General features: G+C 64.6%; 21 protein-coding genes. 12 read left to right on the forward strand and 9 right to left on the reverse strand.

What is annotated here, in order from left to right; translation table 11 throughout:
- Positions 1–30 precede the first annotated feature (30 nt).
- From IG197_RS22750 to IG197_RS22780, 7 genes are all read left to right on the forward strand, one after another.
- Positions 31–639 (forward strand): TetR/AcrR family transcriptional regulator, encoded by a 609-nt coding sequence (locus IG197_RS22750; RefSeq protein WP_192315095.1) that lies wholly within the window; start codon positions 31–33, stop codon positions 637–639.
- 32 nt (positions 640–671) lie between these two features.
- The gene (locus tag IG197_RS22755) at positions 672–1244 is read left to right on the forward strand and encodes a helix-turn-helix domain-containing protein (RefSeq protein ID WP_192315096.1); all 573 of its coding nucleotides are present in this window, start codon (positions 672–674) and stop codon (positions 1242–1244) included.
- 6 nt (positions 1245–1250) lie between these two features.
- On the forward strand, positions 1251–1778 hold the full coding sequence (locus tag IG197_RS22760; protein WP_154384786.1) for a GNAT family N-acetyltransferase: 528 nt from the start codon (positions 1251–1253) through the stop codon (positions 1776–1778).
- A gap of 222 nt (positions 1779–2000) precedes the next feature.
- Complete coding sequence (locus tag IG197_RS22765; protein ID WP_192315097.1) at positions 2001–3734, forward strand: cation:proton antiporter; 1734 nt, start codon at positions 2001–2003, stop codon at positions 3732–3734.
- A gap of 215 nt (positions 3735–3949) precedes the next feature.
- A complete protein-coding gene (locus IG197_RS22770) occupies positions 3950–4558 on the forward strand; it encodes a TetR family transcriptional regulator (RefSeq protein WP_192315098.1) in 609 nt (202 codons plus the stop codon).
- Positions 4559–4610: 52 nt separating this feature from the next.
- Positions 4611–5750, forward strand: a complete 1140-nt coding sequence (locus IG197_RS22775; RefSeq protein ID WP_192315099.1) for an efflux RND transporter periplasmic adaptor subunit — start codon at positions 4611–4613, stop codon at positions 5748–5750.
- 110 nt (positions 5751–5860) lie between these two features.
- Complete coding sequence (locus tag IG197_RS22780) at positions 5861–9004, forward strand: efflux RND transporter permease subunit (protein ID WP_192315100.1); 3144 nt, start codon at positions 5861–5863, stop codon at positions 9002–9004.
- A gap of 78 nt (positions 9005–9082) precedes the next feature.
- On the opposite strand, the gene IG197_RS22785 is transcribed toward IG197_RS22780, so the two are convergent.
- Together IG197_RS22785 and IG197_RS22790 are read right to left on the reverse strand one after the other, a co-directional pair.
- Entirely contained in the window at positions 9083–10438 is a 1356-nt protein-coding gene (locus tag IG197_RS22785) for a serine hydrolase (protein ID WP_192315102.1), read from the reverse strand.
- An 86-nt stretch (positions 10439–10524) separates the two neighbouring features.
- On the reverse strand, positions 10525–11721 hold the full coding sequence (locus IG197_RS22790) for a diaminopropionate ammonia-lyase (protein ID WP_192315104.1): 1197 nt from the start codon (positions 11719–11721) through the stop codon (positions 10525–10527).
- Positions 11722–11823: 102 nt separating this feature from the next.
- Here IG197_RS22790 and IG197_RS22795 point away from each other — a divergent pair, with 102 nt between their 5' ends.
- A complete protein-coding gene (locus IG197_RS22795; protein WP_246765219.1) occupies positions 11824–12309 on the forward strand; it encodes an Lrp/AsnC family transcriptional regulator in 486 nt (161 codons plus the stop codon).
- A gap of 133 nt (positions 12310–12442) precedes the next feature.
- Complete coding sequence (locus IG197_RS22800; protein ID WP_192315108.1) at positions 12443–12811, forward strand: hypothetical protein; 369 nt, start codon at positions 12443–12445, stop codon at positions 12809–12811.
- Positions 12812–12863: 52 nt separating this feature from the next.
- Here IG197_RS22800 and IG197_RS22805 read toward each other — a convergent pair whose 3' ends face one another.
- From IG197_RS22805 to IG197_RS22815, 3 genes are all read right to left on the reverse strand, one after another.
- On the reverse strand, positions 12864–13127 hold the full coding sequence (locus IG197_RS22805; RefSeq protein WP_182573309.1) for a hypothetical protein: 264 nt from the start codon (positions 13125–13127) through the stop codon (positions 12864–12866).
- A gap of 128 nt (positions 13128–13255) precedes the next feature.
- The gene (dapA, locus tag IG197_RS22810) at positions 13256–14236 is read right to left on the reverse strand and encodes a 4-hydroxy-tetrahydrodipicolinate synthase (protein WP_192315109.1); all 981 of its coding nucleotides are present in this window, start codon (positions 14234–14236) and stop codon (positions 13256–13258) included.
- A complete protein-coding gene (locus IG197_RS22815; protein ID WP_154384791.1) occupies positions 14211–14642 on the reverse strand; it encodes a hypothetical protein in 432 nt (143 codons plus the stop codon). The genes dapA and IG197_RS22815 overlap by 26 nt, the downstream gene beginning before the upstream one ends.
- A gap of 230 nt (positions 14643–14872) precedes the next feature.
- Between IG197_RS22815 and IG197_RS22820 the strand changes: the two genes are divergently transcribed.
- A complete protein-coding gene (locus IG197_RS22820) occupies positions 14873–15490 on the forward strand; it encodes a glutathione S-transferase family protein (protein WP_192315111.1) in 618 nt (205 codons plus the stop codon).
- A 42-nt stretch (positions 15491–15532) separates the two neighbouring features.
- On the opposite strand, the gene IG197_RS22825 is transcribed toward IG197_RS22820, so the two are convergent.
- Positions 15533–15955: a glyoxalase/bleomycin resistance/extradiol dioxygenase family protein gene (locus IG197_RS22825; protein ID WP_067959564.1), complete on the reverse strand. Its 423-nt coding sequence runs from the start codon at positions 15953–15955 to the stop codon at positions 15533–15535.
- 197 nt (positions 15956–16152) lie between these two features.
- Positions 16153–17025 (reverse strand): LysR family transcriptional regulator, encoded by an 873-nt coding sequence (locus tag IG197_RS22830; protein ID WP_192315113.1) that lies wholly within the window; start codon positions 17023–17025, stop codon positions 16153–16155.
- Positions 17026–17113: 88 nt separating this feature from the next.
- Between IG197_RS22830 and IG197_RS22835 the strand changes: the two genes are divergently transcribed.
- The gene (locus IG197_RS22835) at positions 17114–17344 is read left to right on the forward strand and encodes a DUF1127 domain-containing protein (protein ID WP_182573303.1); all 231 of its coding nucleotides are present in this window, start codon (positions 17114–17116) and stop codon (positions 17342–17344) included.
- A 38-nt stretch (positions 17345–17382) separates the two neighbouring features.
- On the opposite strand, the gene uvrB is transcribed toward IG197_RS22835, so the two are convergent.
- Both uvrB and IG197_RS22845 read right to left on the reverse strand, forming a co-directional pair.
- Positions 17383–20436 carry an excinuclease ABC subunit UvrB gene (gene uvrB / locus IG197_RS22840; protein WP_192315115.1) on the reverse strand — a complete coding sequence of 1018 codons (3054 nt, stop codon included), beginning with the start codon at positions 20434–20436 and terminating at the stop codon, positions 17383–17385.
- A 110-nt stretch (positions 20437–20546) separates the two neighbouring features.
- Complete coding sequence (locus tag IG197_RS22845; RefSeq protein WP_192315116.1) at positions 20547–20966, reverse strand: SH3 domain-containing protein; 420 nt, start codon at positions 20964–20966, stop codon at positions 20547–20549.
- 252 nt (positions 20967–21218) lie between these two features.
- On the opposite strand from IG197_RS22845, the gene IG197_RS22850 reads away from it, so the two are divergent.
- On the forward strand, positions 21219–22310 hold the full coding sequence (locus IG197_RS22850) for a glycosyltransferase family 4 protein (RefSeq protein ID WP_192315118.1): 1092 nt from the start codon (positions 21219–21221) through the stop codon (positions 22308–22310).
- Positions 22311–22382 lie beyond the last annotated feature (72 nt).

Consider the following 22382-nt stretch of genomic DNA (forward strand, 5'->3'; position numbering starts at 1 on the left):
CTGGGAACGTCCGGAAATCGGAGACCTGAAATGGCGATCGACCGGCGGGTGGTCCGCACGCGCACGGCACTCTATGATGCGCTGGTGGCGCTGATCCGCGCCAAGGATTATGCCGCGATCACCGTCGAGGACATTCTCGACGAAGCCAATGTCGGGCGCTCGACCTTCTATGCCCATTTCACCTCGAAGGACGACCTGTTGCAGCGCAGCCTGGAGAGGCTGCGTGACCTGCTCGTCGGGGTCCGTCAGGGGGCACTGGACGGCGTCGAGGACGGTTGGGATCCGGCGCGGGCGCTGTTCGAGCATGTCGGCGAATATGCCGACGTCCAGGCCGCTCTGGCCGGCGGCCATGGCGGGGCCGTGCTGCGCGAGGCGGTGGACAAGGTGCTGGCCGATGTGCTGCGCCAGACGATGGGTGCCGGCCCCGCCGGCGGGCTGCCGCGCGAACTGGTGATCCAGCACATGGTGGCGACCTTCAACACGACCTTGCGCTGGTGGCGGGAACACCGACCTGCCATGGCACCCGCCGAGGCCGACGCGCTATTCCGGCAGTTGCTCTTGCGCGGACTGCCAGCCGATGTCGCCACGCCGTTCATTGGTGCGGACGAACGGGTGGTAAAGTCGCTTTCCGGTGCTTGACTCCTTCTCTATTGTGGGAATATTTCTCATATATGGAAAGTTATCTCGCTGATGAGACTGGCATTGACCGGCGCATTGCCCAGCGGCTGCGCTCGCTCCGGGCCGGGCGCGGTTGGCCGCTGGATGAGCTGGCGCGGCGCAGCACTGTCAGCCGGGCAACCCTGTCGCGGCTGGAAAACGCCGAGGTCAGCCCGACGGCGAGCGTGCTCGGCAAGCTCTGCGCTGCCTACGGGCTGACAATGTCGCGGCTGATGCACATGGTGGAAGGCGAGTTCGCGCCGCTCGTGCGGCGTGAGGCGCAAACGGTTTGGTCGGACCCGGAGGTCGGTTTTCGCCGCCGCTCGATCTCGCCGCCGGCGCAGACGCTGGCCGGCGAGGCGCTGGAATGCACGCTCGATGCGGCCGTCACGATCACCTATGACACGCCGCCGCGGCCGGGGCTCGAGCATCATCTGGTGCTGGTCGAGGGGCAGCTCACGGTGACTGTCGACGGCCGGGCGCATGAGCTCAGGCCCGGCGACTGCCTGAGATACCAGCTGTTCGGTCCGAGCGCCTTCGCCACACCGGCGGAGACGGGCGCCAGGTATTTTCTGTTTGTTGTGTGAGGTTTCATGAGCGTGGCCATTTCGACATTTTCGGCCGAGGACATTTCGCATCATCTCGGCGAGCTCGGCGCGCTGCTGCATGCCTGTGTGCATGACGGGGCAAGCATCGGCTTCGTTTTGCCATACGCCCAGAGCGAGGCCGAGGCATTCTGGCGCGACAAGGTGCTGCCGGGCGTGGGCGCCGGGATGCGCATCATGCTGGTGGCGCACAAGGACGGGCGCATCGCCGGCACCGTGCAACTGGGCTGCGATACCATGCCCAACCAGCCGCACCGCGCCGACGTCAACAAGCTGATGGTGCATCCCGACCTCCGCCGCCAGGGCATCGCGCGGTTGCTGATGCGGGAAGTGGAGGGGCGGGCGCGGGAATTGGGGCGCAGCCTGCTGACGCTCGACACGCGCACCGGCGACAGTGCGGAGCCGCTCTACACGGCCCTGGGCTACCAGATGGTGGGAACAATCCCTGCCTATGCCCGCGATCCCTTCGGTAGCGACCGGCTTGATGCGACGACAGTGATGTACAAGCTGCTGTAGCAAGGAATCCGGAGGGTCTGATGCTGCCGGAATAGGCAGGCTTCTGACGGCGCGGGTCGAAAGGTCCGGTAGGCGCGGGCTCGGAAACCGATTCCGGAAATACGGCTAAATCCCTGGCTGCCATATTCTTTCTTCGCATCCCTCGTTCCCGAGGGCATAAATGATCGGCGAGACTGACGTTGAGTCGGTCTCGGCACGCAAGCCGATCCGCCGGGGACGCATATGGGCGAGGACCTTCACAACATCTGGCTCAATGATGCGCTGGTGTTCCTGTTTGCGGCGGGTGTGCTGGTGCCGCTGATGCGGGTGGCGTGCATTCCGAGCGTGCTCGGCTTCCTGCTTGCCGGCCTGGCGCTTGGGCCGTTCGGCATGGGCGCGCTGGCCGAAAGCTGGCCGGTGCTCAGCCATTTCACCTTTGCCGATCCCGAGGCGGCGAAGCCGTTTGCCGAACTCGGCGTGCTGTTCCTGCTGTTTTTGCTCGGGCTCGAACTGTCCTTCGAGAAGCTGTGGTCGCTCCGGCGCCTGGTGGTTGGCGCGGGCGGGCTGCAGGCGCTTGCGAGCGTTGCCGGCATCACCGCCATTGCTGCGTGGTTCGGAGCCGAAAGCCGCGTCGCACTGGCGATCGGTCTTGCCCTGGCGCTGTCGTCGACGGCTATCGTCATGCAGACGCTGACCGAGCAGAAGCGCGTCGCCGGTCCCGTGGGGCGGGCGGCGCTCGCGGTGCTGCTGTTCCAGGACATGCTGGTGGCGCCGATCCTGATCCTCATCGGCTTTCTCGGGCAGGGGCCTGACGCCAACCTGCTGCCGGCGCTGCTGGAGGCGCTGATCCAGGGCGGCATCGCCGTCGTCATCATCCTGCTGTTCGGGCGCTTCGTGCTCAAGGACGCGTTCCGACTGGCGGCGCGCGCCGGCGGCCGCGATTTCCTGATGGGGCTGACGCTGCTGGTCATCGTCGGCGGCGCGGTGTTCACGGCGGCTGCCGGCCTGTCCTTGGCGCTCGGCGCCTTCATGGCCGGGCTGCTGCTCGGCGAAACCGAGTTCAAGCACCAGGCCGAGGTCGACCTCGAACCCTTCAAGGGGTTGCTGCTCGGCCTGTTCTTCATGACTGTCGGCATCGGTCTCGACCTTGCGACGGTGTGGAGCGAGTTGCCGATCGTGCTGGCCGGGCTGGTGGCGCTGCTGGTGGTCAAGGCGGCCATCGTTACCTTTGCCTGCCGCGCCTTCGGGCTGGAGCGGGGACGGGCTGTGGAGACCGGCTTCCTGCTCGCGCCGGCAAGCGAGTTCGCTTTCGTGGTTGTTACGACGGCGGCGGCAGCCAATGTGCTGGACGCGCCAACGGCGACGCTGGTGACGGGCATTGCCGGTCTGTCGATGCTGGTGACGCCGCTGGTGGCGATGATCGGCCGGCGGATCGCCGCGCGGATCGATGCGAGGCAGCCGGTGGAGGTTTCGACCGAGTCCTATCCTGACCTCCGGGGGCATGTCGTCATCGCCGGTTTCGGGCGGGTCGGGCGCACCATCGCCCGCATCCTCGATGCCGAGGACACCGACATCGTCGCGCTCGAGCGCAATCCCGAAATCGTGGCGCGCGAGCGCAAGGCGGGCCGTAAGATCTATCTCGGTGACGCCGCGCGCCCCGAAATCCTGGCCCATGCCGGTGCCGCGGGCGCGAGCCTGTTCATCGTCACCGTCGACGACGCCAGGGACGCGGCGGCGATGGTCAATGCTGTCCGGCAGATGCGCGGCGATGCGCCCGTGCTCGCCCGGGCCCAGGATGCCGCCCATGCGCGCCAGCTCTACGAGGCGGGCGCGGAATTCGTTATTCCCGACGCCGTCGAGGCGGGTTTGCAGCTGGCGGGCCGGGCGCTTCTGGAGTTCGGCTACTCCAATGAAGTGCTGAAGGACCGCATCGCGACCGAGCGCAGCGTCGAATACCAGCGCGCCGGGGCGGAGTAGTCATCTGCTCGAAGATTGATTCAGTTGGGCGGCGTAAGTGACGAAGTCAAAACGTTTTTCGCTCCCGCTGGCCGTCGCTCGCGGCGAAGGGGCAGCCGCGAGGCCGTGTCAGGAGGCTGCATTTTTTTGCGGTGCAGCGGATTGACGCGAGATGAATTGCGTTTTACGACTGACGAAATTCGAAAATCGTCAGTCGTAAAATTGAGCGACCCGAAATGAACGACATTGCTGAAAGCCCCGTGGATCTGGCGCGACAGGAGACTGTCGGGCGCATTCTCGATTCAGCCGAGCGGCTGTTCCGGCACTACGGCTACACCAAGACCAATGTCGCCGACATCGCCCGCGACCTCGGCATGTCGCCGGCCAATATCTATCGTTTCTTCGCCTCAAAGGTGGAAATCCACCAGGCGATCTGCGGCCGCATGCTCGGCGCCGTCTATCAGATGGCCTGCCAGATCCTGCGTGCCGAAGGCAGTGCCACCGAGCGCCTGCGCAGTTTCATCTATGCCCAGCACAACCTGACAGTCGAGACGATGCTCGACCAGGAGAAAGTGCATGAGATGGTGATCGTGGCGTTGGAGCGCGACTGGCACGTCATCGAAAAGCATATCGACCGACTGCATGATCTGATGGCTGAAGTCATCGCCCAGGGCATCGCCGCCGGCGAATTTGCCGAGCAGGATCCGAGGATCGCTGCGCGCTGCTTCGGTGCCGCAACAGCCACTTTGTGCCATCCGCAGATGGTCTCGCAGTGCGTCAACAAGCCCAATCGGGCGACGTTCGAGGAACTTACTGATTACGCGCTCAGGGCGCTGAAGAAATAGCCGGGGCCCTCGGGCCGACATCCAGATCAATAGACAACCAGGAGTGCGAACGATGATTTCGTTCAAGACCTTCAATGCGAATCTGCGTCCTCTTGCCAGCCTAGCTCTGGTATCGCTGCTTGGCGTTGGCCTTTCTGCCTGCTCCGAAGCCAAGACCGAGACGGTCGAAGCGGTCCGCCCGGTCAAGGTGGTCGAGATCGCCAACACGGGCACGACCCGCGAGCTCGACTATTCGGGTTCGGTGAAGGCGCGCACCGAGGTGAATCTCGGCTTCCGCGTCGCCGGCAAGATCACCGAAAGGGTGGTCAATATCGGCGACAAGGTGAAGACGGGAGACCTGCTCGCTCGCATCGACGCGACCGACTATCAGCTGGGTGTCAGCACGGCGGAAGCCAACCTTCACGCGGCGGAAAAGCAGGTCGAGACGGCCAAGCTGGCCGATGAGCGGGCAGCACAGCTTTATGCCAAGAAGTTCGCCTCCGAAGCGCAGCGTGAGCAGGCGGCACTTGCCTACAGGCAAGCGTCGTCGCAGCGCGACGCTGCTGCCTCGTCGCTGAAGCAGGCGAGGAACCAGGTCGGTTATGCTGAGCTGCGCGCCGACCAGAACGGCATCGTCACCTCGGTCAGCGCCGATACCGGTCAGGTGGTCGGGGCCGGAACGCCTGTCGTCGCGGTCGCCGTCGATGGCGACAAGGAAGTGCAGATCGCCGTGCCCGAACTGGAGATCGCCCAGTTCCAGCCGGGCAAGCCGGTTAAGGTCAGCTTCTGGTCCGACGCCGGGCTGGTGCTCGACGGCAAGGTGCGCGAGGTCGCCGGCAGCGCCGACCCGCAATCCAGGACGTTTTCGGTGCGCGTCAGCCTGCCCGACGACAACAGGGTGCTTTTGGGCATGAGCGCGACGATCGAGGCGTCGGTCGAGAACGGCAAGGCGTTCGTCGCGATCCCGCTCAGCGCGCTCGCCAAGCAGGGCGACAAGGACATCGTCTGGGTGGTCAACGGCGAACAGGTACATGCCCGCGACATCAAAGTGGCGGGCTTCGCCGACGCCGGCGTCCAGGTTGCCGACGGCCTGAAGCCGGGTGACTTGGTGGTGGCGGCCGGTACGCAGTTCATGGCCGAGAATCTGAGGGTCAAGGTGCCGACAGCAGAGCAGCGTGCGGCATCGAACGAAGCCACTGCGGCCGTCCGCTAAGGCAGCATGAGGCGGCGGCCGACAGGGCCGCCGCGAACGCCATTCACATTTGAACCTGCGCATCTGCTGTGCCGGACACCGGACGCGTGCGCCTTATCGGAACCACGGCCATGGACAATTCCAGCCAGGACAAGCAGCCCTTCAACCTGTCGCGCTGGGCGATCGGGCACCCGAGCATCGCACGGTTCCTGTTCGGGCTGATCATCATCACCGGAGCGCTCGGCCTGATGCGCATGGGCCAGAGCGAAGACCCGGAATTCACCTTCCGCGTCATGGTGGTTCAGGCGGTGTGGCCAGGCGCCTCGATCGAGGAGATGCAGGACCAGGTCGTCAACAAGATCGAGCGCAAGCTGCAGGAAACGCCGCATCTCGACTGGGTGAAGTCCTACACGCGCGCCGGCAGCGCCATCATCACTGTGCAGGTCAAGGGCGACACCGACACCGCCGAGGTGAAGGACGCCTTCTATCAGGTGCGCAAGAAGGTCGGCGACATCTCGAGCGAGCTGCCGCAAGGCCTGCTCGGACCCTATTTCAACGACGAGTTTGGCGATACCTTCATCACGCTGCACTCGATCGCGGGCGAGGGCTACAGCTATCCCGAACTGAAGACGCTGGCGATCAAGGCGCGCGACATGCTGCTGACGACGCCCGGCGTCGAAAAGGCCGTCATCCTCGGCGACCAGCCGCAGCGCATCTATATCGACGTCTCGTCCAAGGCATTGGCCGAACGCGGCCTGACGCTGAACGACGTGCGCAACACCATCGCCGGGCAGAACAACATCGACCCGGCGGGTGCTGTCGACACCGGCACGCATTCGGTGCGCATCTCGGTCGAGGGCGACCTGTCCAAGACGGCCGATATCCGCGAGCTGCGACTGCGCGCCGGCAACCAGGTTACCCGCCTCGGCGACATCGCCACGGTGACATCGGGTCTTGAGGATCCCTACCAGCGCAAGTTCCGCTACAACGGCCAGGACAGCGTCCAGGTCGGCGTGGTGATGGCCAAGGGCTTCAAGGTTACCGACGTCGGCAAGGCTGTCGAGGAGACCTACAAGCGTTTCGAGGAATCGCTGCCTTATGGCGTGTCGGTCGACCAGATCTCCAATCAGCCGGAAGTGGTGACGGAAGCCATCGGCGAGTTCATGAAGGCGCTGATCGAGGCGCTGCTGATCGTGCTGGTGGTGTCGTTCCTGTCGATTGGCTGGCGCTCGGGCCTGGTCATCGCGATCACCATCCCGCTGGTGCTCGCCGCTACCTTCGCTGTCATGTACCAGCTGGGCATCGACCTGCAGCGCATCTCGCTCGGCGCACTGATCATTGCGCTTGGCCTGCTCGTCGACGATGCGATGATCGTCGTCGAGATGATGGAGCGAAAGCTCGAGGAGGGGCTGGTCAAGGTCGAGGCGGCGTCATTTGCCTATTCCTCGACGGCGTTCCCGATGCTGACGGGCACGCTGATCACCACGGCAGGCTTCATTCCCGTCGGCTTCGCCGAATCCACGGCGGGTGAATATGTGCGCTCGCTGTTCTATGTCGTCGGCATCGCGCTCGTCATCTCGTGGTTCGTGGCCGTCTATTTCACGCCATGGCTCGGCAACATGATCCTGAAGCAGCGCAAGCATGCCGGCAGTCATCACGATGCCTTCGATACCAACTTCTACCGCCGCCTGCGCGCGACGGTGAGCTGGGCCGTGCGCCACCGCATCATCGTGCTTGTCATGACGCTGGTGACCTTCTTCGGCTCGCTGTTTGCCTTCCAGTTCATCCCGCAGAACTTCTTCCCGCAGTCGTCGCGGCCGGAAATTCTCGTCGACCTGTGGCTGCCCGAGGGCACAAGCATCAAGGAGGTCGAAAAGCAGGCCCAGGCGCTGGAAAAGCGCATGATGGACGACCCCGACAAGAAGTTCGTCGCCACCTATGTCGGCGAGGGCGCGCCGCGCTTCTTCCTGCCGCTGGACCAGCAGCTGCGCAACCCGAACTATGCCCAGCTTCTGATCATGGCCAATGACGAGCCGGCGCGCGAACGACTGATCACCAAGCTGCGCACCATCCTGGCCGAGGATTTCCCCTCGATCCGCGGCAAGGTCGATCGCCTGTTCCTCGGACCGCCGACAGGCTGGCCGGTGCAGCTGCGCGTCATGGGGCCGGACCGGGCCGAAGTGCGCCGCATCGCCGACGAGGTGAAGGCCAAGTTCGCGGCGACGCCGGAACTCGGCGCCATCCATGACGACTGGCTGGAACAGGTGCCCGGCATGAAGCTGGTGGTCGATCAGGACAGGGCGCGGGCGCTTGGCGTATCGTCGCAACGCATCCGCCAGATGCTGCAGGCAACGATGCAGGGCGCGCCGCTCGACAATTTCCGCGACGGCGAGGAGACGGTATCGATCGTCGCCCGCGAGCCGGAGGCCAACCGTCACCTTCTGACGGCGGTCAACTCGGTCTATATTCCGACCGACTTTGGTGGGTTCGTGCCGCTGTCGCAGGTGGCCAAGGTGGTGCCTGTCATGGAGCAGGGCATCGAATGGCGCCGCGACCGCCTGCCGACGATCACGGTCAGGGCGACGCTGCCCGACCACATCCAGCCCAACGACGTGGCGATGAAGCTCTATGCCGATCTCAAGCCGCTGCGCGACGGCCTGGCTCCCGGCTACAAGGTCGAGATCCAGGGCGGTGCCGAGGACGCGGCCGAAAGCCAGGCCTCGATCGCCGCCAAGGCGCCGGTGATGTTGCTCGTCATCGTGCTTTTGTTGATGGTGCAATTGCAGCACTTCGGCAAGGCAATGCTGGTGCTGGCGACAGGTCCGCTCGGCATCATCGGGGCCGCTGCGGCATTGTTGATCTCAGGCGCGCCGTTCGGCTTCGTGGCGATCCTCGGCGTCATCGCGCTGCTCGGCATCATCATCCGCAACTCGATCATCCTCGTCGACCAGATCGACCAGGACATCGCGGCGGGCATGGAGCGCTCAGAGGCGATCATTGGCGCTGCCGTGCGCCGCTTCCGGCCGATCGTTCTGACGGCGATGACGGCGGTGCTGGCGCTGATCCCGATTTCCTGGGGCGTGTTCTGGGGCCCGCTCGCCTATTCGATGATGGGCGGCATCCTGGTCGCAACCGTGCTGACCATCCTGGTGCTGCCGGCCGGCTATGCGCTGTTCTTTGGCCGTGAGCCGAAGACCAAGCCGGCCGAACCGCTCGCGGCGAACAGCGAAAACACCGCTGCGGTCGTTCAGCACCCGGCGCTGGCGGCGGAATAGTCGCGCGCCAAGCGCTGAGCTTTCAACCGGCTCCTGCCGCATGCAGGGGCCGGTGTTCGTTTGGGCAGGCCGTCGTGGTTAGGGCGCCACCTTCGGCGCCCGCTGCTCGATACCGTTCTGGTGCAGCGTCATGCTGGTGGTACGGCCGTCGGCGCCGACGTTGAAGCTGAGCTGGGCGTTGACGACCTTGAGGAAGAACTGGCTGTCGTTCTCGGCAAAAATCTCGTGGCGGCCCTGACCGGTCGCCTGGGCGAAAAGGCTTGAGCCTTCGCGGGTGATGGCGATCTCGAACTCCGGGGCCAGACTGTAGACGCCGACATAACGGTCGTAGATCGCCGGATCGAGCGTGATGGCGACACGTTCTCTTGGCGGTTCGGCGAGCGGGTTCTTGCTGTCGAGCAGGTGTCGGCCGATGTCGTCGACGCCGGCTTCGGTCGAGGTGTTGGAAAGGGCTACAACCCCGACACTCTTGGCCGGCATGAAGCCGAGATAGGAGCGATAGCCGCCGGTGCCGCCATTGTGCCAGATGACCTGGTCGTCGCCACTTCCCGAGATGACCCAGCCGAGCCCGGTCTCGTCGCCTTCGGCGCCGGTCGGGCGACGGATGGCCAAGGTGGTGGCAAGGGCCGCATGAAGCGGCGAAGCGGGCGCATCCACCAGCATCTCGACGAAGTTCAGCATGTCGTCGGCGGTCGACAACAGGGCGCCGGCGCCGGCGAGCGTCGGCAGGTCCCAGTTCAGCACCGGCATCAACTGGGCGTCGTGGCCATTGGCCAGGCGCGACTTCATGTAGACGGCCGGCGTATCGGCGGTGGAGCGCATGTTGAGCGGCGCAAGGATGCGCTCGCGCACCAGCGCGCCATAACTCAGACCGGCCCGGCGTGACAACGCATGGCCGAGCAGGCCCATTCCGAGATTGGAGTATTCGTACTGGCTGCCGATGGCGCGCGGCAGTTCGTACGCCGACAGGAACGCGTACATCTGATCGACGGAATAGTCGGCATACGGATTGTCGTCGTCGGCCGGTGCCATGTTTTCGGGCAGACGTGGCAGGCCGGAGGTGTGGGTGGCGAGGTCGGTCAGGGTGATCTCGCAGCCGTCGCGCGTCGGCATATGGACGGTGGCTGGCAGATGCATGGCGACCGGGTCGACGAGCCCGACCTCGCCGCGCCCAGCCATCTCGGCGAGCAGCAGCGTGGTGAAGACCTTGGTGATCGAGCCGATCTCGAAGCCGGTGTCGGCGTCGACCGGGCGGGCGTAGAAGGCGCCGAAATTGCCATGCGAGACGATGACGCGGCCCTCCGGGCCGAAAGTGCCGACGACGATGCCGACGCTCTGGCGCTGCTGGTCGATGCGCTCAACGAGGATGCGCTTGATCTCGGCCGGGGATGGAAAGTGCGGGTTGGAGGAAACTGCCGCGGCAGAAAAGGTCATCTCGGACGTGCCCTCATATCAGACTGGAAATCGCTGATAGGCGGCGGACATTGCACTAGCATGGCGCGATGAAGCGCTGCCGTGCGTCACTTCCCCGCGATGGCAATATCTCCCGGCGTCAGGCCGACGAGCTCGCGGTAGCGGTCGGGGTCGGTGGCACCCTCGGTGATGACGAGCAGGACGCGCGAATGTACGTCGAGGCCGATAGCGGCGCGCATGCCGGCGTCACGCGCGGCGACGAGCAGGCCGGCGAGGCCGGCGCCGCCGCTTTCGCCCGCGACCACCACGGGATCATGGTCGAAGGGGCGGGCAAGCAGGTTCATAACTTCGACGGCTGTCTCGTCCTCGACGGTCATGAAGGCATCGGCGACGCGCGACAGCACGCGCCAGGCGACCTGCGACGGCTCGTAGCATTCGAGCATCGCCATGACGGTCGGTTCGCCATGGGCGATCTTGACCGGTTTGCCTTGCCGCGCGGTCTCGAAGATGCAGGCGGCGCGGGCGGGATCGACGACGACGAAGGTCGGGCGCGCCTCGCCATAGCGGTTGGCGAGATAGCCGGCAGCGGCAGCGGCGATGCCGCCGACGCCGGCCTGGATGAAGACATGGGTCGGCGCTTCAGGCAGCTTTTCGAGGGCTTCGCGGAAGATCGCCGTGTAACCCTGCATGACTAGGCCCGGGATGCGCTCGTAGCCGGGCCAGGAGGTGTCGGAGACGACGGTCCAGCCATTGGCCTCGCAGACCCGCGCCGCCTCGGCGACGGAGTCGTCATAGGTGCCGGCGACGCGCTCCATCACAGCGCCGTAGCGGGCGATGGCCGCAACGCGCGCGTCGCTGACCCCGCCATGGACAAAGATCACCGAGCGCGCTCCGACAAGCTGCGCCCCTTGCGCGACCGAGCGGCCGTGGTTGCCGTCGGTGGCGCAGCCGAAAGTCATGGCGGCGGAGATTTTTGCCACTTCGGGGCTGTGCAGTTCGGCGATGGCGACCGGACGGCCGAGCCGCGCTTCCGCCGCCTCCAGCACGAGGCGAATGACGGCATAGGCGCCGCCGAGGGCCTTGAAGCTGCCGAGGCCGAGGCGAAAACCCTCGTCCTTCAGATGGACGGCGCCGATGCCAAGTTCCCGGGCCAGCGCCGGCAGCGAGCGAAGCGGAGTCGGGCGATGGTTGGGCCGGCGCGACAGGAAGCGTTCGACCGTCTCGGCGGCTTCGATACCAAGCGTTTCCGCATCGACCGCTTCGAGCGGCTTGCGATAGTCGGCGTGCTGGTTGCGGATAAGCATGGGCGATATCTCCTCGATCGACGCATTCATATTGCACCGGTCATGAGAAATGCGCTCTTATCTGGCCAGTTTTGTGCAAGTTTGTATCGCGGGGACGATGTCTTGAGGAATGTCGGCAAAGCTGTCGAGCTCGACGATTTCGACCTGAAGATCCTCGATGTTCTGCAACGCGACAATGCAACGCCGCAGCGCGAGATCGGCGAGGCGGTGCATTTGTCGGCGCCGGCGGTGCAGCGGCGCATCAAGCGTATGGAGGAGGGGGGCGTCATCGCGGCCAACGTCGCTGTCGTCGACCCCGACAAGGTCGGGCGGCCGATCACCATCATCGTCGAGATTTCCATCGAGAGCGAGCAGATCGGCCTGCTCGATGCCACCAAGGCAAGTTTTGGTGCGGCACCCGAGGTGCAGCAATGCTACTACGTCACCGGCGAGGCGGATTTCGTGCTGGTGGTGACGGTGGCCAGCATGGCCGAATATGAGGCGCTGACGCGGCGGCTTTTCTTCGCCAATCCCAACATCAAGAAGTTCCGCACGCTGGTGGCGATGGACCGGGTCAAGGCCGGGCTGACGGTACCGCTGGGTGCTTGATATTCCCATGAGGCCGACTTGATCTGAATCCCAACGGCCCGATGGGCGAAAAAAGAGACCCGCCGGAGCGGGTCTGTGAGGTGCTGGGGATCGGCATTGAAAACTGAATGGAGCTATATCGGATCAGTTCGAATTGGTGTTCGAGTTGCTCGAAGAGTTGGTACTCGTCGAGGTGCTTGTCGAGGAACTGGTACCCGTATTGCTCTGGGAGTCGCTGTCGGTGGTGCAACTGCCGTTGGAGCAGCTTTTCGAGCGCGAGCTGGATTTGCTTGTCGACTTCGAGACGGTGACCGACCTGCTGCCGATCAGAATGAGGTCATCGTTGCGGGACAGGCCTGCCGGGTCACCTGGGGCTGATACCATCGGTGCCACATCGGCGACCGAGAATGCCACTACTGTTCCGAGGATGCCTGCCGCGAAGGCGAATGTGCTGAGACCTGCCATGGCGCCGTGCTCCTTTCCCGCCGGCAGCCCCGGAGGGGGCAGCCATGAGGGTCATTGAACACGCTTAGGCGGGAGGCGTGAATTCGCACATTGGAGCTACTGCTCCAGGGCTAGTGGTGGCCGGTGCCGGCTGCGGTTTCGTGAGCCGAGATCGGCTCGATGTTGAGCGTGACCTCGCAAGGCGCGCAGAATACCGCGCCCGGCATATGGTCGCTTTCGGCCAGGGCGAAGCGGACCGCCGAATCCTTGTCGGCAAAGATGCCGCCGACCATGCCCAGTTCGTCGCTGACGACCCAGCGCCCCTGCGGGTCGCGGCCGACCATGAAGCGGTGGGCGTGAAGCGCCGGATGGATGTCGCGAGCAAGAGTACCCATGATGTCGTGCCTTTCCTGAAGTTCCCGGGAACGGTGCTGCCGTCTCTCGAGAGGTTCGTTGCATTTCACGATGTGATGCCCTCGCCATATGAATTCGATTGGCGGCGCGGGACGAAGAAATTCAAATCTCATAAATGCCTGGCGTTGGAGGCCGCGCGGGCGGCCATCCGGACGGAACGGAGCGCGCGCGAGGGGCGGGTCTGTGCGTCGAGCACCGACAGGTTGTCGCTGATAGCGGATGCAGTATTCGGTTCGACCTCGACCAGGGGCAGCCGGACGTCCGATGCCATCTTGCCCATCAGGTGAAGCGCATGCTTGACCGGCACCGGGTTGACTTCCAGTTCGAGTGCCGCAATGAGCGGGCGCAGGCGGTTGTTGATGACGCGGGCGGCGTGCGGGTCGCCGTTGCGGCAGGCGTTGTGCATGGCAGCGCACAGGCGCGGCGCGATGTTGGAAACCACCGAGATGGTGCCACTGCCGCCCATGGTGTTGAAGCCGAAGGCGGTGGCGTCGTGGCCGGACAGCCAGACGAAGCGCTCGCCGAACCTTTGGGCGAACGCCATTGGGCGCGACAGGTCGCCGGTCGCGTCCTTGAAGCCGACGATGTTGGGGATGTCGGCCAGCCGCTCGATGGTGGCAGGCGTCAGGTCGACGCCGGTGCGGCCCGGCACGTTGTAGACGATGATAGGAGTGTCGACCTTGGCGGCGATGGTCTCGAAATGCCTGACGATGCCGGCCTGGCTCGGCCGGTTGTAATAGGGCGTGACGACCAGCACGGCATCGGCGCCGAAATCGCGCGCCGCGGCGGTGAATGCGATCGTCGATTCGGTGCTGTTGGTACCAGTGCCCGGGATGACCGGAACGCGCCCGTTCGCCACTGTGACCGTCTTGCGGATCACCATGATGCGTTCATGCCAGGACAGCGTCGGGGCTTCGCCCGTGGTGCCGCAGGGAACGAGGCCGTTGATGCCTTCTGATATCTGCCAGTCGACAAAAGCTGCGAGGCTTTTCAGGTCGACTTCACCGTCCCTGAAAGGTGTGGGCAGCGCTGAAATGGCGCCGAAAAGGCGACCGCGAAGCTGGTCATTGTGCGTGGCGTTGGTGTTCATGGCTGGAAGATCCATCATGCTGGTGGGAAGGGGGGCGGTGGCGGTGCGCTACAGTCGGCTGCTGGAGGCTGGCCAGCAGTGACGCAAGAACGGCGGCGGCGAAATCGGCGTGTTCGGCCGTGGCGGTTCGTCTGTTGCCGGCTGCGTCGCAGCGCACGGTACAGACCCAGTGTCCTCTCTGATTCCTGACGTTTCCGACCGATCTCGGCGGGTCGGCGCTCGCGGCAAGCGACAGCACCGCGTCGAGCAGCGCGTCGGCTTCCATCAGCGCCCTGAACTTGCGGCGCATCGTGCTGTCGAGGTCATCGAAGCCGAAAATTTCGGCGGCTGCCCAGACGTGGTGCTCGCGGAGGATCCTGACGTCGGCGACACGGTCGATCAGGGCTGCGATGGTTTCCGGCTTCATGACGGAAGAGATAGTCCTCCGCGCCATGTGAATTCGAGAGAGGGAAGCGGGCTGCTTTATATGAATCGCATAGGGACGAAGCGGCCTGTTGCCACATGCGGAAACACGTATCGAAACGGCAGGCAGGCGTGCAACGAAGTTGCGCCAGCGTGCGCCAATGAGAGCGCAATTCTCGCTGCGTGCAGGCTAGAACGGCGTAGCTAACTGGTGCCAACCTGCATGGGAAAACGATGATCCTTTATTACCAGACGCATTCGCCTTTCGCCCGCAAGGCGCTGGTGTTCGCCCAAGAGGCCAGCATCGTCGACCGGCTGGAGGTGATCCACCACGAGACAAGCCCGACCCTGCGCAATGCGCGTGTCTACGCCGAAAACCCGCTCGGGAAGGTGCCGGTGCTTTTGCGCGACGGCGGCGAGCCGATCTTCGATTCCGACGTCATCTGCGCCTATTTCGACACGTTGCATGACGGTGCGAAGCTGATTCCTGAGGCGGGCGAGGCGCGCTGGCGGGCCCTGCGGCTGCAGGCAGTGGCGCAGGGGCTGGCGCAGGTGGGCATCGGCCTGCGCTGGGAGACGGAACGGCGGCCCGAGCATCTGCGCTATCAGCCCCTTGCCGAGGGCTACAGCGACAAGATCGAGGCGAGCTACGATTGGCTCGACGGTGCGATCGATACCGATGCACCGCTCAATGTCGGAGACATCGCGGTGGCGACGGCGCTGTCGTGGATGGCGTTTCGCGAGCTTCCGTCGTTTCGCGGGCGGGCGCGGCTGACAGCCTGGTTCGACGCGTTCGAGCAACGTCCGTCGATGCTGGCGACACCCTTGTCGGGCGAGACGCACGACCGGTAGGTCGCTGCGCGCCTTGGCGGCGCGCAGCGTGGTTTAGGACTCTCAGGCCGGCTTGACCGGCGCGTTCATCGCCCAGGCGACGCCGAACGGATCGCGCAGCTGGCCCCAGCGGTCGCCCCAGAACATGATGTCGAGCGGCACGACCACTTCGCAGCCGGCATCGACGGCGCGCTTCCACCAGGCATCGATGTCGTCGCCGAGGATGAGCTGCATGACGTAGCCCTGCGCCTTCTCGTGCGCATGGCCGTGTTCGGGATAAGCATCGTTCAGCATCAGCGACGAGCCATTGATGTAGAGGTGGCAGTGCATGGTCCGGCCCTGCTCATCGGCGGGGTAGGCGAAGACCTGCTCGGCGCCAAAGGCACGCTTGTAGAACTCGGCCGCCTTGAAGGCGCCGTCGACCTGCAGGTAGGCGATCAGGCCGCCAAGGACCTTCGGGGCAGGGTATGCTTGAGCTTCCGACATCAGTTGTCTCCGTTCCTCACTTGAGCCGATTGCCACTTGCGGTGGCGCATTTCAGGACATCCGTAGCCGCCGTCGGCCGATGCCTCACTGCAAGGACGAGCGGCGGCCGCCACATCCGACATGGTCGGCGAGATTCTTTTGGACCGGAGCCGAAGTAGGCTGAAAGCGTGCGGCTCCGTTGCAAACAACGACCTGGATCACGCTACCAACTGCGAACGGGTGCCGACAACGTCGCGTATGTGCACTGCCAATTCTGCCGAGAGGCGCGTCGGCCCAGCATGCGGCTGATAGAGATTGATCCAGAAGCTTGGCAAGGACGGCAGCCCATGCCGCTCGCCCAGAACTTCAAAACCCGGCGGTATGGTCGAGGCCAGCAGCGGTGCTACCGCAATATCGGCGTCGAGTGTCGCCAGGATGGGATCGAAATTGCTGTCTTCGCAGACCCAGCGCCAGACGCGCCCATGGTCTGCCAGAGCCTTGAGCGCGAAGGGCCTGAGGAAACAGGTTTCGTCGTCCGTCGATATCGGCAGGGGATCGCGTTCGAAGGCCTGGCCACCCTTTGCACCGACCCAGACCAGTGGGTCAGATAATAGCGTCTCGCCATTGTGGCCACATTTTTTCTCCACCGCGAAGGTCAAGTCGACTTCGCCGCCGTCGAGCTTTTCAAGCAGGCGCTGGCTTGAGCCGCAGACAAGGGACACCCGCACGCGGGGCCAAGCCTGGTCGAATTGCCTGAGGATCGGTGCGCCGAAGCAGCGGACGAAATCGGAAGGCATGCCGAGACGGATTTCTCCCTCGAATTCGGCTTCGTTCATCGCCGACCAGACCTCGTCATTGTTGCGGACAAGGCGGCGCGCCTGAACGACAAGGCGCTGGCCCGTTGGCGTCAGCTTCAGGCCCTTGCGGTCGCGTTCGAAGAGGGCGCAGCCGAAACAGTCTTCGAGCCGCTTCACCTGCTGGCTTACGGCTGCCTGTGTGAGGTTGAGTACCTTGGCCGAACTGGTCATCCCGCCGGTGTCGACCACGGCCAGGAATGCTCTCAGCAACGCGATATCGATGTTGTTTGGCATAAGGACCTCTTATCGAGGCCATAATATACATTCGTTTCCATTATGCCAGTCGGGTCGCTAGCCTGTTCCCATTCCCTGGAGACCGGCCATGACGACCATGATCGAAAATCAAGGCAAGACCCCATATGGCGGCATGCTCGCCCGCGCCATCCTGGTATCAGTCAGTTCGGCGGCATCGACCTTACGCGAATGGCGTGCTGCGCGGAGACTGTCGCGCCTGGACGATGCCGCCTTGAAGGATCTCTGCATCTCGCGCGGCAATATCGATTGGCTGGTGCGGCATCGACCGGATGAGCATCAGGACAATGAGCCGTGCTAGCTATGGTTCTTTGTCGCCGGCAGTGAAACTGCGCTTGCTCACTTCCCCGGCCGTCCTGACTTCCCCGGCTTCTTTTTCGCACGCGCGGCTTCGGCCGGATCCTCGTAGGAGCCGGCGCCGATCTTGGCGCGCTTGATCGGCTTGACGCCTTCGACCGGCTTTTCAGTGCGGCGGACGGTCATCTCGTCGAGGTCGTTCTTCCTGAACAGCGACTTGCCGTCGTCAGGGACGCCGTAATCGGAGCCGTGGGCTTCGGCGGCCGACTGCTTCTTGAACAGCGACCGCGAGACCGCGCCGGCGGGCGTGGTCATGTCGGTGCCTGGTCCCATGTCGTCGATGTGAGGCTTGGCAAACAGCGACTTGCCTGCGGGAACCGTACCGTCGGCGCCCATCTCGTCGAGCTTCGGCTTGCGGAACAGGTTCGGGCGGGCAGCCTTGGCCGCTTCCTCGGCGGCGCGGGCCTCGTCCAGCTTGCGGAAACGCTCCTGTTCCTCGACCGTGCGGTGCTTGGCGACGCCCTTGTTGTGCTTGCCTTTCTCGCGGCCGGAAGCGGGGCTTTGGCCCTCGACCTCGCGCGCCAGCGGATCGTCCGAAATGGCGAGCTCCATGTCGCGCAGGCGCTTGATCTCGTCGCGGATGCGGGCGGCCTTCTCGAAATCGAGGTCGGTGGCGGCGTTGCGCATCTGCTTGTCGAGCGCTTCGAGATGGGCCTTCAGATTGTTGCCCATCATGGCACCGGCACCGTCGGTGAATTGCGAGATGTCGGCGCGGACGTGATCCTTCTCGTAGACCGAGTCGAGGATGTCGGAGATGCGCGACTTGACGCTCTCTGGCGTAATGCCGTTGGCTTCGTTCCACACCATCTGTTTTTCCCGGCGGCGCGTGGTCTCGGCCATTGCGCGCTCCATCGAGCCGGTGATCTGGTCGGCGTAGAGGATGACCTTGCCGTCGACGTTACGAGCCGCGCGGCCGATGGTCTGGATCAGCGAGGTTTCCGAGCGGAGGAAACCCTCCTTGTCGGCATCGAGAATGGCGACGAAACCGCATTCGGGAATATCAAGGCCTTCGCGCAAAAGGTTGATGCCGACCAGCACGTCAAAAGCGCCAAGGCGCAGGTCGCGAAGAATCTCGATGCGCTCCAGCGTGTCGATGTCGGAGTGCATGTAACGGACGCGGACGCCGTTCTCGTGCAGGTATTCGGTCAGGTCCTCGGCCATGCGCTTGGTCAGCACAGTGACCAGCGTGCGGTAGCCGGCCTGGGTGGTGGCACGGATCTCGCCGACGACGTCGTCGACCTGATTCTTGGCCGGGCGCACCTCGACCGGCGGGTCGATCAGGCCGGTCGGGCGGATGACCTGCTCGGCAAAGACGCCGCCGGCCTCTTCCATCTCCCAGTTGCCCGGCGTCGCCGACACGGCGACCGAGAGCGGGCGCATGGCGTCCCATTCCTCGAAACGCAGCGGCCGATTGTCCATGCAGGAGGGCAGGCGGAAGCCGTATTCGGCCAGCGTCGCCTTTCGCCTGAAGTCGCCCCGGTACATGCCGCCGATCTGGGGCACGGTGACGTGGCTTTCGTCGATGAAGACGAGCGCATTGTCGGGGATGTACTCGAACAGCGTCGGCGGCGGATCGCCGGGGCGGCGGCCGGTGAGATAGCGCGAATAGTTTTCGATGCCGGCGCAGGAGCCAGTCGCTTCCAGCATCTCCAGGTCGAAGCGGGTGCGCTGTTCCAGGCGCTGGGCTTCAAGCAGGCGGCCAGCCTTTTCAAGCTCTTGCAGGCGATGCTGCAGCTCTTCCTTGATCGACTTGATGGCCTGATTCAAGGTCGGCCGCGGCGTCACATAGTGCGAATTGGCGTAGATCTTGACCGACTTGAGGTCGCCGGTCTTCTGGCCGGTGAGCGGATCGAACTCGGTGATGGCATCGATTTCGTCACCGAACAGCGAGATGCGCCATGCCGAGTCTTCCAGGTGGGCGGGGAAGATCTCGATGGTGTCGCCGCGGACACGGAACGAGCCGCGGACGAAATTGATGTCCTGGCGCTTGTATTGCTGGGCGACGAGGTCGGCGAGCAACTGGCGCTGGTCGAGGCGGTCGCCGACCTGCATCTGGAAGGTCATTGCCGTGTAGGTCTCGACCGAGCCGATACCGTAGATGCAGGAGACCGAGGCGACGATGATGACGTCGTCGCGTTCGAGCAGCGAGCGCGTCGCCGAATGGCGCATGCGGTCGATCTGCTCGTTGATGGTCGATTCCTTCTCGATATAGGTGTCGGTGCGCGGGACGTAGGCCTCGGGCTGGTAGTAGTCGTAATAGGAGACGAAATACTCGACCGCGTTGTCGGGGAAGAACTTCTTGAACTCGGCATAGAGCTGGGCTGCCAGCGTCTTGTTGGGCGCGAGAATCAGCGCCGGGCGCTGCGTCTGCTCGATCACCTTGGCCATGGTGAAGGTCTTGCCGGAGCCGGTGACGCCGAGCAGCACCTGGGTGCGGTCGGCATTGCCGACGCCCTCGACGAGGTCCTTGATGGCGGTCGGCTGATCGCCGGCCGGCTCGAATTCCGACTGCATGACGATCTGGATGCCACCTTCGGATTTTTCCGGTCGAGCGGGGCGGTGGGGAACCCAGATCTCGCCGTTCTTGTGCAGCGGGTTGCCGCTCTCGATCAGGGCCGAGAGCGCCGCGACGGTGGCGGTGACGCCGGAGTTGGACAGCGACGCCGCGTCCTCCAACGAAATGTCGAGGCCGGCGACAGGGTTGAGACCGGCGGCGGCACGCTCCTTGGCGGAGGCAGCACCGCCCATCGAGGTGCCACGCGCCGAACGGGTCGGGGCCGAGCTCTTCTCCGGGATTTTCTTGGCCTTGGGCTGGGGCTTCTCAGCCTCGCGGGCAATCTCTTCGGCCCAATCCGAAATCGAACCGGACAGCGGTGCGCCCGAGAACGCGGCCTGCGGCGCTTCGCCGAAGCCGGGGCGATGCAACGGCTCGGAAGCGTCGAGGAAGTCGGTTACGCCATTGCCGCCGCGCTTGCGCTGTGCGGCACGGTTGTCGCTTCCCGAAGCGGGCGATTTCTTGTCAGGAGATTTGGCCATGAGCGAAATATGGGCGGTCTCGGCAAAAATGGAAAGGGCGCGGATGCCGGAAAGCCGGCACCCGCATGGAGAGGTAATTCGGCTCCTGACATCAGGCTGTCAGGAGGTTGTCACCTTGGGCAGGGAAAGCCGGGCGCGATCTTGCAGTTGGCGCCGGGCGGGCGTGGCCTCGGCGGCCGTGGCTTGGGCGGGCGATTCCAGTGAGGAGGGCGGTTCCAGTGCGGTGGCCGCACGATGATGGTGGGCGCGACGACCACGGCCGGCGGACGACCGACATATTCGTCGAGATGGTTGGCCGAGACCCAGCCGCGCAGGCGCGGGCCGTAGACGTTGCACCAGTTGCCGTCGCAGCCGCGCAGGTCGACGCGCGTGCCCTCGTAGAGCATGCCGATCCTGGCATAGCCAGTGCCGGGGCCGCTGCGGACGTTGACGTTGCCGGTGGTGTAGGCTTCGGCGGCGATCGCACCGGCAGGCAACGCCATCAACCCGGCCAGCAAGGCCGCAGCGGTGGCAAGTCTTCGAAGCATCATGGGCAGTCCCTCCAGACCCGGTTCATTGCGAACTGCTTGAGATTACTGGCAATTGTTGCGCGCGCCAGTGTGCTGAAGGCATCATGCTTTATGCCTGGGTAACAAGGCGGCAAGAGCTGCGGGCGCGGCGAGGTGGCGTCCATAAGCCGTGTTTGCCTGATCGTCGCGGGATGTTAGAGAGCGTGCACTCAGTTCCTGACCCGGACGCCAGATGACCTTTCCGATCCACTTTCCGCAGCAGACATCGGCGCTATGAAGATCGCGCATCTTGTCGGCCATGGCGCGCTCAATGGCGTCGCCACCAGTTCCAGGATTCTGATCCAGGCCCAGCTCGACGCCGGGCACGAGGTGATGCTGGTGCATTCGCTGGGTTCGTGGATCGAGCATCAGCATTTCGACGGCCCGGTCCGGATGATGGGATCGAGCTTCGCCACGACGCCAAGGGAAATCCGCCGCGTCGGTTATGCCATCCGCGATTGGGGAGAGGACGTGGTGCACTGCCATGGCAGCCGCGGCAACAAGTTCGGGCTGGTGTTCCGCTGCGCGGCCGGTACGCCGATCGTGATGACGGCGCATGCGCGCCAGTACCAGCTGCCATGGCTGTTTGCCCATGAGGTCATCGGGCTGAGCCAGTGGACGGTGGACTATTACGTCAAGCACTGGCTGGTTTCGCGCCGGCACATCCACCTGCTGCCCAACATGTTCGACGTCGGCCGGATCGAGCCGGTGTCGGTCGCCTCGCGGGCGCGGGCTCGCGCTGCCCTCGGCATTCGCGATGAGGCGTTCCTGATCGGCTCGGTCGGCCAACTCGGCGGGCGCAAGAACCAGATCGACATGGTGCGCGTGCTGCGCAAACTGCTGGATGACGATGTCGACGCCGAACTGCTGGTCATCGGCTCGACAAATCAGGGCAACGACATCATGGCCGAGTGGGACGCGGCGATCGCGGCGCCTGAGCTCACGGGCCGAATCCATTTGCCTGGACTGCGCAACGACGCGCTCGAGCTGCTGCCGGCCTTCGACCTGTTTCTGATGACCTCGCGCGACGAGCAGGCGCCGATCGCGCCGCTGGAGGCGATGGCGGCCGGGCTACCGGTTCTGTCGACGCGGGTCGGCAACATGGTCGACCTCTTGCCGAGGGAGCAGAGCTTTGCCGTCGGCGACGTCGATGGCATGGCGGCGGCAGCACTCGACTTGCGCGACGCGACGCAGCGTCGAGCCGTCGGGCAGGCGGGGCGACAGGAGATCGCACGGCAGCTCGACCCCAAGCGGATCGTCGGCGAGATCGACAGAATCTATCGCCTGGCCATCGGCCGCTCGAGCAAGAAGCGGCGGCAAAAGTAACGGCCGGCCGAAAGCGCCAGCTGTACGCAATGAAAAGCTGCTAGGGTGGCCGCAGTCAATTTCAGGCGTGGC

It is taken from the genome of Aminobacter sp. SR38 (assembly GCF_014843375.1).
GTDB lineage: Bacteria > Pseudomonadota > Alphaproteobacteria > Rhizobiales > Rhizobiaceae > Aminobacter > Aminobacter ciceronei.